Source organism: Vibrio sp. QJM3NY_27 (assembly GCF_057785955.1).
On record NZ_CM173511.1, the window covers coordinates 2,652,840 to 2,665,705 of the forward strand.

10 protein-coding genes are annotated in these 12,866 nt (G+C 43.6%); 5 read left to right on the plus strand and 5 right to left on the minus strand.

Annotated elements, in window-relative coordinates:
- Positions 1-270 precede the first annotated feature (270 nt).
- Together ligA and zipA are read right to left on the minus strand one after the other, a co-directional pair.
- A complete protein-coding gene (gene ligA, locus AC3CIA_RS11750; protein ID WP_065205006.1) occupies positions 271-2,283 on the minus strand; it encodes an NAD-dependent DNA ligase LigA in 2,013 nt (670 codons plus the stop codon).
- Between the two features lie 92 nt (positions 2,284-2,375).
- Positions 2,376-3,419: a cell division protein ZipA gene (gene zipA / locus AC3CIA_RS11755; protein WP_428783325.1), complete on the minus strand. Its 1,044-nt coding sequence runs from the start codon at positions 3,417-3,419 to the stop codon at positions 2,376-2,378.
- Positions 3,420-3,648: 229 nt separating this feature from the next.
- On the opposite strand from zipA, the gene cysZ reads away from it, so the two are divergent.
- The 5 genes from cysZ to crr all read left to right on the plus strand — a co-directional run bounded on the left by cysZ (position 3,649) and on the right by crr (position 8,637).
- Positions 3,649-4,407 (plus strand): sulfate transporter CysZ, encoded by a 759-nt coding sequence (cysZ, locus tag AC3CIA_RS11760; protein ID WP_488518151.1) that lies wholly within the window; start codon positions 3,649-3,651, stop codon positions 4,405-4,407.
- Between the two features lie 223 nt (positions 4,408-4,630).
- A complete protein-coding gene (gene cysK / locus AC3CIA_RS11765; RefSeq protein ID WP_017079444.1) occupies positions 4,631-5,599 on the plus strand; it encodes a cysteine synthase A in 969 nt (322 codons plus the stop codon).
- Between the two features lie 302 nt (positions 5,600-5,901).
- On the plus strand, positions 5,902-6,159 hold the full coding sequence (locus tag AC3CIA_RS11770; RefSeq protein WP_004734263.1) for an HPr family phosphocarrier protein: 258 nt from the start codon (positions 5,902-5,904) through the stop codon (positions 6,157-6,159).
- Positions 6,160-6,296: 137 nt separating this feature from the next.
- On the plus strand, positions 6,297-8,021 hold the full coding sequence (ptsI, locus tag AC3CIA_RS11775) for a phosphoenolpyruvate-protein phosphotransferase PtsI (RefSeq protein ID WP_017079443.1): 1,725 nt from the start codon (positions 6,297-6,299) through the stop codon (positions 8,019-8,021).
- Positions 8,022-8,127: 106 nt separating this feature from the next.
- On the plus strand, positions 8,128-8,637 hold the full coding sequence (crr, locus tag AC3CIA_RS11780) for a PTS glucose transporter subunit IIA (protein WP_004737851.1): 510 nt from the start codon (positions 8,128-8,130) through the stop codon (positions 8,635-8,637).
- Positions 8,638-9,234: 597 nt separating this feature from the next.
- On the opposite strand, the gene AC3CIA_RS11785 is transcribed toward crr, so the two are convergent.
- From AC3CIA_RS11785 to AC3CIA_RS11795, 3 genes are all read right to left on the minus strand, one after another.
- Positions 9,235-10,368, minus strand: coding sequence for a flagellin (locus AC3CIA_RS11785; protein ID WP_237297507.1), 1,134 nt, complete (start codon positions 10,366-10,368; stop codon positions 9,235-9,237).
- Positions 10,369-10,665: 297 nt separating this feature from the next.
- Complete coding sequence (locus AC3CIA_RS11790) at positions 10,666-11,799, minus strand: flagellin (RefSeq protein ID WP_488518152.1); 1,134 nt, start codon at positions 11,797-11,799, stop codon at positions 10,666-10,668.
- Between the two features lie 121 nt (positions 11,800-11,920).
- A complete protein-coding gene (locus AC3CIA_RS11795; RefSeq protein WP_171308057.1) occupies positions 11,921-12,844 on the minus strand; it encodes a Dyp-type peroxidase in 924 nt (307 codons plus the stop codon).
- Positions 12,845-12,866 lie beyond the last annotated feature (22 nt).

Genomic DNA, 12,866 nt, shown 5'->3' on the forward strand with positions numbered 1-12,866 from the left:
ATAAATTGTAAAGATCATAACCGAAAGCAATAAAATAAATTAATATCAATAACTTACAATGAATACACTCTTAAAAAAATAGAAGTGACTCGCATTTTCAATACAACTATAACGGCATTTCATTAATGTTGACCAGCGTCACTGTCCTGATTTTAGAGTTCGTATAGGAACAAAATTCTCAACGATTAAAAAGCAGTCATTTTTATATCAGAAACAAAAAAGGCACTCCCTTGAAAGGAGTGCCTTTGAGCTTTTTTTATCTGTATTTACTTACGAAATAAGTGCAATTAGATCTTCTTCTGTTCTTATTTCGATACCTAAATCTTGTGCTTTAGTCAGTTTAGAACCTGCGGCTTCACCAGCGAATAATATGTCGGTTTTCTTAGAAACACTGCCTGTCACTTTTGCACCTAAAGCCTGCAAAGCGGCTTTCGCTTCACTACGACCTAATTGCGACAATGAACCCGTCAACACAACCACTTTACCTTCTAACGGTAGCTCTTGGTCATCTGCAACAGCTTCGATTGCAGGCCAGTTAACACCAAGCTCTAGCAACTGCTCGACTACGGCTCTGTTTTTCTCCTGCGAGAAGAAGCTCGTGAGGTGACTTGCTACGATGTCACCAATATCTGACACTTCAACCAACTGTTCATGAGTGGCAGCTTGAACCAACTCCAACGTCTTAAAGTGCTGAGCTAAGTTCATAGCCGTCGCTTCACCCACTTCGCGAATCCCTAGAGAATAAAGGAAACGCGCTAATGTCGTGTCTTTGGCTTTATTAAGCGCACTCACTACATTCTGTGCCGATTTAGGCCCCATACGGTCAAGAACCGTAATAACGCCAGCGCTTAACTTAAATAGATCGGCTGGAGTTTCTACCATTTCACGGTCTACAAGCTGCTCGATCACTTTTACGCCAAGACCATCAACATCCAGCGCCTTTCTAGACACAAAGTGCTTAAGCGCTTCTTTACGCTGTGCCTGACAGACTAAGCCACCAGTACAACGCGCTACAGCCTCTCCCTCAACGCGCTCTACTGCAGAGTTACATACTGGGCAAGCATCAGGGAATACAATGTCTCTAGCGCTATCAGGGCGGCGATCTTGCACAACAGCTACAATCTGTGGAATAACATCACCAGCACGACGAATGATTACGCTATCTCCGACCTTCACACCTAAACGAGCAATCTCATCAGCGTTGTGCAACGTGGCATTACTTACCGTCACACCACCAACAAAGATAGGTTCTAATTTAGCCACCGGCGTAATTGCGCCTGTACGTCCCACCTGAAACTCAACATCGTTAAGTAATGTAATCTCTTCTTGAGCGGGAAATTTGTATGCAATAGCCCAACGAGGTGCTCGTGCAACAAAGCCTAGAGTGACTTGTGCGGCAATGTCATCAACCTTAATCACCACCCCATCAATCTCGTAAGCCAACGCATCACGACGAGTCATAATATCTTGGTAATAGGCTTTCACGTCTTCAAGAGAGCTCAGTTGCTTAGTCTCGGGACACATAGGTAAGCCCCAACCTTTAAGCTGCAAGAAGCGTTGGTAGTGACTATTTGACAGCTCAGCACCTTGCACAACACCGACACTGTATGCGTAGAAAGCCAGTGGACGTTTCGCTGTAATGCGAGAGTCAAGTTGACGCAGGCTACCTGCAGCGGCGTTGCGTGGGTTAACAAAAACTTTGTCGCCCTTCTTCAAAGCCATCTCATTCAGTTTATCGAAGCCTGCTTTAGGCATAAACACTTCACCACGAACCTCAATGCGTTCTGGCCAACCTTCGCCTTGCAACTTAAGCGGAATCGAGCTGATCGTTCGTACGTTTTCTGTGATGTTTTCGCCAGTAGCGCCATCACCACGCGTTGCAGCTTGAACTAAGGTGCCATTTACATAGAGTAGGCTTACCGCTAAGCCATCAAGCTTAGGCTCACAACAGAAAGTCTTAAGATTGGCCATTGGCGCTCTATCAGACATACGCTTATTAAACGCATCCAAATCTTCATCAGAGAATGCATTGTCCAGAGAAAGCATCGGGATCTCATGAGTCACTTGAGTGAAGCCATCGAGAGGCTGACCACCGACACGTTGGCTCGGAGAATCCACCGTCACAAGCTCTGGATTCTCTTCCTCGATCTTTAGCAACTGTTGCATCAATCGATCGTACTCGACATCAGGGATCTCAGGGCTATCTTCTACATAATAACGAACGGCATGATAGTGCAGAGTTTCTCTTAACTGCTCTAAGGTAACTTGAATCGATTCTTTCATATCATTCTCTGTCGTGATTGAAATATCAAAAAGGGCTCCCTTAGGAGCCCTTTTCTATAAATATAGATTATTTACAAGGCTAAACAATACGGCTAGGCATTCGTAGCGGTCATAAAGTCTCTGATTTGCTTGCGGTAGTCTGACAAACGATTGGGCGTCATTAAGTTACGTGACTCGTCCAAAACGTTTCCGCCCATATCATCAGCAATTTTCTGAGCTGCACTCAGCATTACATTAAAGTTCTGATCAGCTTGACCGTAACAAGGCAGCGTCATAAAGAACGAAATACCTTTCGTTGTAAAGTCAGCAGGATCATCATGTTCTAGAGTTCCCGGCTGCATCATGTTCGCAACACTGAAAATAACTTTTGGCTCATCGCTAGATTGTGCAAAACAATGGTAGATAGACATCTCACCATAAGTTAGGCCGTTATTCTCCATACTACGGAAAAGTTCAGTCCCTACGAATGGGATTTCTCCAGCACAGTGAACATTAAGAACAATCACTTCTAAGCCAAGTTCTTCATCTGGCTTAGCTTCTTCAACAGGCGCGGCGCTTTGTGGAGCAACGACCTCTTTCGAAACAAGCGGTTCACTTGGCGTCAATGATCCACTAGGAACGAGTGGTTCGGTAACCGAATCAGAAGCTTCTTCAAACGAACCGTACTGCTCTTGAAAACCAGCATGACTTTCTTTTTGCTCGTCAGTCAATTCAAAGCTTGGAACCTCTGGTTCAGTGGCCTCTTGTATGTCTTCAGGTTCACTCTCGATCTGAATTGGTTCTTCTTTAACACTGAAGGAAGGAAGATCATTCAATTCGATGTCGTCTTCGATAACTTCTTTCGTTTGTGGCGCAGTAAGTGGATCTGAGTCAATCAGCGGATCAGTCTCAGATGGTGAGACTGCAAAATCCGGCTCTTTACGCTCTTTTCGGATTATCTCAAAATCATCTTCTGGGGCGAATGAACGGTTTGGGATCGTTTCTGCTTCATCTAAGCTGTCGTTATCAAGCTTACCAAGCGGCTTATCTCCAAACTTTGCTTTCCCTTCTTTTTTACTCGTCCATAGACCATGGAACAATAATGCGGCGATAGCTAATGCGCCAACAATAATGAGTACAAATCGCAATTCCTGCATTTTTCGCTCTCAGCTTTCTTAGTCGACTAGCTATAAACACGCTGTCACTAAGTTGGGTTAATTTGGCTAATCTCACTACTCTATCAAAAGTAGCCACTGTTTTAGAACAACTTAATACAATTAGTTCCTTACATGGTGTGATTTTCACCACGCTTTTTTTCTTAATTTCGGTCTAGTACACTAGGGATGTTTGCTATTTAACCAAATTCACATGTGACCTAATTTTAATATGACTATTGAATCTGTTCCCCGCTCAGGCTTTGGCTATTTTATTTTCGGAATAAAAATCGCTTTGTCGCCGAGCATTCGTAAGTTTGTTTTACTTCCACTCATCGCTAACGTGTTACTCGTTGGTGGTGCTTTGTTTTATATCTTTTCCAATCTCAACACTTGGATTGAAGGATGGATTGGTGCATTGCCAAGCTTCTTGTCGTGGTTGTCATACATTTTATGGCCGCTACTTGTCATAACCGTCTTGGCCACGTTTTCGTATTTCTTTAGCACGCTCGCTAACTTCATTGCTGCGCCGTTCAATGGATTACTCGCAGAAAAGGTAGAAGAGCTGCTTAGTGGCAAAAAAGTCAATGACGATGGTTTACTTGATGTCCTCAAAGATACGCCACGTATATTAGCGAGAGAATGGCGCAAACTTGTCTACGTTCTGCCAAAAGCGATCGGTTTATTCCTACTTTTGTTAATTCCAGCACTCGGACAAACCGTTGCACCGTTTTTATGGTTCATCTTCACCGCATGGATGCTCGCTATCCAGTACGCTGATTACCCATTTGATAACCATAAAATCAAATTCGATGATATGAGAAACATTTTGAAACAAAAACAAGGTAAGACCTACAGCTTCGGTGCGCTTGTTTCTGTGTTTACGACAATTCCAATTTTAAACCTGATCGTAGTGCCTGTTGCGGTTTGTGGTGCCACAGCCATGTGGGTTGTTGAATTCAAAGAACAAGCATTAAACTCTCGTCGATAAACGACCCCACTTACCTTTCCGCGCCTATCTTTTGAAAATTCAATGACCAGTAAAGATAGGCGTGAACTCTCCTACATATCTATATGATATAACTTTTTAATCCTTTTACCTTTTTTTCAAGTTGTTTAATCTAAATTCAAGCTGAACAAACATCGAAAGACACTAGACGGTAAAGTGATTGATATACTACGTTTAGTTCTGTCATTAAATGAAGGAATATCGCATGAGCAAGATCTACGAAGACAACACCCTAACGATTGGTAACACACCGCTAGTCCGCCTTAACAAAGTAAGCAAAGGCAATGTTCTAGCTAAGATAGAAGCTCGTAACCCAAGCTTCAGCGTTAAGTGTCGTATCGGTTCAAACATGATCTGGGAAGCGGAGAAAGCAGGAACTTTAAAACCAGGTATTGAACTTGTTGAACCTACCAGTGGTAATACAGGTGTTGCTCTTGCATTCGTAGCAGCCGCTCGCGGTTACAAGCTAACGCTAACTATGCCGGAGTCAATGAGCCTAGAGCGTCGTAAGTTGCTTAAAGCACTAGGTGCAAACTTAGTACTGACTGAAGCACCAAAAGGTATGAACGGCGCGATAGCTAAAGCAGAAGAAATTGTCGCTTCAGACCCAGAAAAGTACTTGCTACTTCAGCAATTCAACAACCCAGCGAACCCACAAATTCACGAGAAGACAACTGGCCCTGAAATTTGGGAAGCAACAGATGGCGAAATCGATGTATTTGTCGCTGGCGTAGGTACCGGTGGTACGCTTACTGGTACAAGCCGTTACATTAAAGGCGAGAAAGGTAAAGCGATCACTTCTGTAGCGGTTGAACCAGCAGAGTCTCCAGTGATTGCACAAGCGCTTGCTGGCGAAGAAATCAAACCAGCTCCGCACAAAATCCAAGGTATTGGTGCAGGCTTTATCCCTGGAAACCTAGATTTAGACCTTATCGACCGTGTAGAGCCAGTAACTTCTGAAGAAGCGATTGAGATGGCTCAACGCCTGATGAAAGAGGAAGGTATTCTAGCGGGCATCTCATCTGGCGCAGCAGTAGTAGCGGCGAACAGAATCGCGGAACTACCTGAATTTGCAGGAAAAACTATTGTTACCGTACTGCCAAGCTCTGGCGAACGTTACCTAAGTACAGCCCTATTTGCAGGCATCTTTACGGAGAAAGAGAACCAACAATAATATGTGGTCAAATCAATTTTTCGTCCAAAAAAGCCCCGTTTAGGGGCTTTTTTGTTGATCCCTGCCCCACCTTTGGTAATATCGGGTCTGTTTTATTTTTCGCTTCAAAATAAAAGAAGCAATAAACAAATTCTGAAAGTCATGAGTACTCAACAAAAGACGACCATGGCTGGATAAAAATTTATAACCAGTCTAAGTTCTAACACGAACATAGCGTACTAGCCTCTAGCGAACTTACGTTAAAGCAGTTAAGCTGAACTGGTTACAAACTTACAAAAAATAAATTAATTGGGGTATATCAAATGTACGAGAAGCAAGTAGAAATCACAGCAGAAAACGGCCTTCACACACGTCCAGCTGCACAGTTCGTTAAAGAAGCAAAATCTTTCGATGCTGACATCACAGTGACTTCTAACGGCAAAAGCGCTAGCGCTAAAAGCCTGTTCAAACTACAAACTTTAGGCCTAGTAAAAGGTACTAACGTTACTATTTCTGCTGAAGGCCCTCAAGCTCAGCAAGCAGTAGACCACCTAGTTGCTCTTATGGATCAACTACACTAATACGGTCTCCTTCTTTCAAAGCCATTTTGCACAGCAAAGTGGCTTTGTTCGAAATAGATAGCGATAAGCGCGACATTTAGTCGACGACTTAAAGTCACACATTCTCCCGTTTACAGTTGAACAACTAAGGTAAGGCTATGATTTCAGGCATCCTAGCATCTCCTGGTATTGCTTTCGGTAAAGCACTACTACTTCAAGAAGATGAAATTGTCCTAAACACTCAATCTATCTCAGACGATCAAGTTGAAGCAGAAGTTCAGCGTTTTTTTGACGCTCGTAACAAATCTTCTCAACAACTTGAAGTTGTAAAGCAAAAAGCACTTGAAACTTTTGGCGAAGAAAAAGAAGCAATCTTTGAAGGCCATATCATGCTGCTTGAAGATGAAGAGCTAGAAGAAGAGATTTTAGCACTCATCAAGAAAGACAAAATGCACGCAGACAACGCGATCTACACAGTGATCGAAGAGCAAGCTGTTGCACTTGAGTCACTTGATGATGAGTACCTAAAAGAACGTGCGACTGATATCCGTGATATCGGCACTCGCTTCGTTAAAAATGCACTAGGCATTAACATTGTGTCTCTAGCAGATATCAATGAACAAGTTATCCTAGTTGCTTACGACCTAACGCCATCTGAAACTGCACAAATCAACCTAGACTACGTTCTTGGTTTCGCTTGTGACATCGGCGGTCGTACATCTCATACTTCAATCATGGCACGTTCACTTGAGCTTCCAGCTATCGTTGGTACTAACGATATCACTAAGCAAGTTAAGAACGGCGACATGCTTGTGCTAGACGCGATGAACAATAAGATCATCATCAACCCTTCTGACGCTGAATTAGCAGAAGCTAAGAAAATCAAATCTGATTTTGAAGCAGAAGCGGCTGAGCTAGCAAAACTTAAAGACCTACCAGCTATCACGCTTGATAACCATCAGGTAGAAGTTTGCGGCAACATCGGTACAGTTAAAGACTGTGACGGTATCCTGCGCAACGGTGGCGAAGGTGTTGGTCTGTACCGTACTGAATTCCTATTCATGGACCGTACTGCACTTCCTACTGAAGAAGAGCAATACGTTGCTTACAAAGAAGTAGCTGAAGCAATGCACGGTGAGTCAGTGATTATCCGTACTATGGATATCGGTGGCGATAAAGATCTACCATACATGGATCTACCACAAGAGATGAACCCGTTCCTAGGCTGGCGTGCAGTGCGTATCAGCTTGGATCGTCGTGAAATCTTACGTGACCAACTACGCGGCATTCTTCGTGCATCTGCACACGGTAAGCTACGTATCATGTTCCCAATGATCATTTCTATTGAAGAGATCCGTGAACTGAAGAAAGCAATCGAAGAGTACAAAGTTGAACTTCGCGCTGAAGGTCATGCTTTCGATGAAGACATCGAAATTGGCGTAATGGTTGAGACTCCAGCAGCTGCTGCAATCGCACACCACCTTGCTAAAGAAGTGGCTTTCTTCTCTATCGGTACTAACGATCTAACGCAATACACTCTTGCAGTTGACCGTGGTAACGAGATGATTTCTCACCTTTACAACCCACTATCTCCAGCGGTTCTTCTTGTAATCAAGCAAGTAATCGATGCTTCTCATAAAGAAGGCAAGTGGACAGGTATGTGTGGCGAGCTAGCAGGCGATGAGCGTGCAACTCTACTTCTTCTTGGTATGGGTCTAGATGAGTTCTCTATGAGCGGTATCTCTATCCCTAAAGTTAAGAAAGTAATCCGTAACTCTAACTTCGCAGAAGTTAAAGCTATGGCTGACGAAGCGCTATCTCTACCTACAGCTGCAGAAATTGAAGCTTGCGTAGAAAAATTCATCGCTGAGAAAACTCAGTAATCACCAAGAGCTTAATAAAGTTAGACGGCTAAAAATAGTCGTCTAATTTGTTAGATTGGTATAGTATATTCTACAGAATAAAACTAAACGTTAGGAGCATGACACAATGGGTCTGTTTGACAAACTGAAAAAGCTTGTATCTGATGACAGCGCTGATGCTGGTGCAATCGAAATCATCGCACCTCTTTCTGGTGAAATCGTAAACATCGAAGACGTGCCAGATGTAGTTTTCGCTGAAAAAATCGTTGGTGACGGCATCGCTATCAAACCAGCTGGCGATAAAATGGTAGCTCCAGTTAACGGTACTATCGGTAAGATCTTCGAAACTAACCACGCATTCTCTATTGAGTCTGACGACGGTGTTGAGCTTTTCGTTCACTTCGGTATCGATACTGTTGAACTTAAAGGCGAAGGCTTCACTCGTGTAGCTGAAGAAGGTCAATCTGTTAAAGCTGGTGACACTATCATCACTTTCGACCTAGCGCTTCTAGAAGAGAAAGCGAAATCTACGCTTACTCCAGTTGTTATCTCTAACATGGACGAAATCAAGGAGCTGAACAAGCTTTCTGGTTCTGTAACTGTTGGCGAAACTCCAGTTCTTAAAGTAACTAAGTAATTTCGATTACTTATCTGCTTTAATTAAAACGCTACCTAAGGGTGGCGTTTTTTGTGCCTGCTATATTTGTTCAATACCTCAGATAGGCATTACTGACTATCACACCGAAACCCTTCTCCTAGCTCCCTCAACCAATGAAAACTACACTGACCGTTTATCTCCTGCTATCCGACCTAGTTTTTTACTAAACGTTGTTAAGCGCTATTCAAGGCATTTCGCCTATACATCAAATTACACTTGTGAATTTTAACAAACAGAGATCTCTGATATCTCGTTCTACTCGATTCTGAGATACGACTAAAGACTTCGATTCAGGTAAACAATGGATCAATACCGCCCTATAGTCGTCACTCCCTACAGTGAGGAACGAGCGTGATAGGGAATCTCACTTTTGCTTCTGTTTATCCGCACAGCACTTTTCCAAATATATCTTAGCTAAATAACAGGCAATAAAAAACCCAGCCGAAGCTGGGTCTGTTTAGCGCTCATCTCTCACCACGAGCTAATTTGTGGAAGCCTAACGTTAACGTTTATGATCAACAGCACTAATGATCAACAGCGCTTATAACCAACTTGGCAACGTGGCCTTTCAATCGATTAACCTAGTAGGCTAAGTGCCGAGTTCGGCGCTTGCTTCGCTTGAGCAAGAATCGAGCTTGAAGCTTGAGAAAGGATCTGAGACTTAGTCATCTGAGTCGTTTCTTTCGCGAAATCGGTATCTTTAATACGGCTCTTAGATGCATTAACGTTTTCGTTAATGTTGTCTAAGTTGCTGATAGCATGGTCGAAACGGTTTTGGAAAGCACCTAGCTCAGCACGGTGGCTATCTACATACTTAAGTGCCGCATCGATAACTGCTACAGACTCTTGTGCGCCGCCAACTGATGTTACGTCGATAGTATCAACCGTTACGTCTTTGCTAGGTTGCATACCTAGTTCGCCAGCAAGGCTGCCAGAGAATGCCACTTCGCCTTCAACTTTATTGTTACCAGTAAACATTTGTAGCTTACCGTCTTCAGTTACAGACGCTTTAACAGAGTCTTGTTGACCGTTGATGTACGTTGCTAGCTCTTCGATGTCGTCGCCCGCTTTCGCAGACACATCGATTTCTTGTGCTTGGCCGAAGTTATCAGTGAACGACATTTTTAGGTCGTTTGCGCCAGCTTGAACGTTCCAGTCTTTATCTTTCGCGTTCTCAGTTTGGTAGCTTTTACCACCCATCTGAGCGTTATCAGAGCGCATGTCTTTCAGTTGAAGCATTACCGCTTCACCGTTATCCGCACCGATTTGGAATGATTTAGTACCGTGAGTACCGTTAAGCAGCTTGTTGCCACCAAAAGACGTGGTTTCCGCGATACGGTTCAGTTCGTCGTTCAGAGCTGTTACTTCTTCTTGAATCGCTACACGCTCAGATTTTGAGTTTGAGCCGTTTGAAGATTGTAGAGACAAATCACGCATACGTTGCAGGATGTTTGTTGTCTCGTTCATTGCACCTTCAGCAGTTTGTGCAATAGAGATACCGTCGTTCGCGTTACGAACAGCAACATCAAGACCACGACTCTGAACGTTCAAACGGTTCGAGATTTGTAGGCCCGCAGCGTCATCTTTCGCGCTGTTGATTTTAGAGCCTGAAGCTAGACGCTCCATTGATGTTTGTTGTGCGCTGTTTGCGTTGTTTAGGTAACGTTGTGCTGTCATCGCTGAAACGTTGGTATTTACATTCACTGCCATGGTGACTTCTCCAATTGATTTTCCGGTATAGCGGTTTCCGACGTCTCGGAAAACCAAGTAGTTATCTCTAAGTTACTATTAATAACGGCGTGAATGCTGAAACCTTTAGGAAAAAAACAACAAAATTAAAGAAATAGCGATAAAGAAGAAGAAAGCGTGACTGGCCGTAAAATTATCAAAAAAAGATGAGAAAAGCGCTAAAGTTGTCGAGATGTCAGTCGAGCGAGAAGTTGTATTTTTATTAACCAAAGGGCTTTAGTTAAGCTGAACTACCTTTATAAGATTTGAGGTAATTTATTAACCGAGCAAGGTTAAAGAAAGATTCGGCGCTTGCTTTGCTTGAGCCAGTATTGTGGTGCTCACTTGCTGCAATATTTGCTGCTTGAGCATTTGAGTGGTCTCTTTGGCGTAATCGGTATCTTTGATTCGGCTGTTGGATGTCGCCAAGTTCTCATGAACATTTTCGAGATTATTAATCGCATGATCAAAGCGGTTTTGCATTGCGCCGAGTTCGGAGCGATGACTATCCACGTACTTCATCGCTGTATCCAAAATAGAGACAGCACGCTGCGCGCCACCCACATCGGTCACATTGATGTCATCGACTGATTCGTAATAACCCGCCGACATCGAAAGCTCACTGGCTAACGAACCTGAAAAAGAAACAGTACCAGCCGTGTCTTCGCCAGACATGTAGATCTGAAGCTGCCCTTCATCATTAACTGAAGCCGAGACCTGATCTGTTTGACCATTAATATAGGTCGCCAACTCTTCGATATCATCGCCCGCTTTCGCCTTGATGGTGATCTCTTGTGGCTGACCAAAACGGTCGGTAAACGACATCGTCATATCATTCTGGTTGGATTTGACTGCCCACGAGTCACTTGCCATGCCATTGGCGACATAGCTAAAACCACCCATATTGATGTCATCGGTGCGCATGTTTTTCAAACCTATCTGCACCGCTTCACCAGAACTGCCACCGATTTGAAATGACGAACTACCAAAACTACCGTTAAGAAGTTTTTTACCGCCAAATGAAGTCGTTTCAGCAATTCGATTCAACTCATCATTTAGAGCTGTCACTTCTTCTTGAATCGCTGTCCTTTCAGACTGGCTATTCGAACCATTACTCGCCTGCAGCGACAAATCTCGCATGCGTTGCATGATATTGGTGGTTTCATTCATCGCTCCTTCTGCAGTCTGCATAATGGAGATGCCATCGTTAGCGTTTCGAACCGCGACATCAATGCCGCTCATCTGCGCTTCTAATCGATTCGAAATTTGTAAGCCAGCCGCATCGTCTTTTGCACTATTAATACGACTCCCTGAAGCTAAGCGCTCCAAAGATTGGTTCAGCATGTTGTTGGCATTCGACAGATTCCTCTGAGCCACCAGCGCTGAGACATTTGTATTAACAGTTATAGCCATAGACCTTCACTTACAAAAAGATGAATAAAACTCACGATTGCTCTTGTATCGACCAATTCATCTAAAGCTTTAATAAAAAAGGAGCCTGAGGCTCCCTTTGTTTATTCTATTTTGAGACGATTTACTTAACCGTTAATGCACTCAACATGTCAGTCGACGGTGAAAAGTAGTAAGCGCCTGTCACCGCTTTAGTAAAACGCAGCAGTTGGTCTGTTTTACCATCTGTTACGCCGTACATGCTCTCTAGCATCGCATCAAAGTTATGACGAACATTACAGTAAGCAATGAACAATAAGCCGTGATCGCCTGTCGCTGTGCCGTAAGGTAGGCTGTGACGAACAATTTTAAGGCCCTTGCCTTCTTCTTTAATATCCACACGACCAACGTGAGAAGCCGCAGGAACATCGTCTAACTCAATTGAATCGGGCTTAGTACGACCAACGACTTTCTCTTGTGCCGATACATTCAATCGATTCCAAGCAGGCAGGTTATGCACAAAACGTTGCACCATCACATAGCTACCACCCGCAAATTCACCTTCAGGCACAATCGCTACTTCAGCGCGCTGTACGTCTTTCGGGTTTTCAGTGCCATCAACGAAGTCGGTCATGTCACGTGAATCTAGGAAGCGGTAACCGTAGGTTTCATCAACTACTTCAACGTCCGCAGCTACTTCAGATAGCAATTTACGTAGGATGAAAAAGTGCAGATCGTGTCGATTTGAATGACAGTGAATAAGAACATCAGACAATGTGCTCGGTGCAGTGACATCACCTTTCCCAAGCGCAGGGAAATCAATGAGGTCAGACGGAGCAGCTTGCTCGAACTTATCCCAAAAAGCCTTTGAGAACGCAACTGACGCCGTTAAGTTCGCATCTGGTTGAGTTTGGTTGAGCTCTTCGATTAGCGCAGGAATCTTTTGAATTTCCGCTAATACGTTAGCAGCGTTAGCATTCACTTTTAGTTGAACGTAAAGAGCGAAAGGCCCTGCTTCTGGCAAGATAGCACTTTGAACGTTAGGCTGCTCATTTGAGACATTAAGCATAGATTATTCCTTCCAGTTTTAG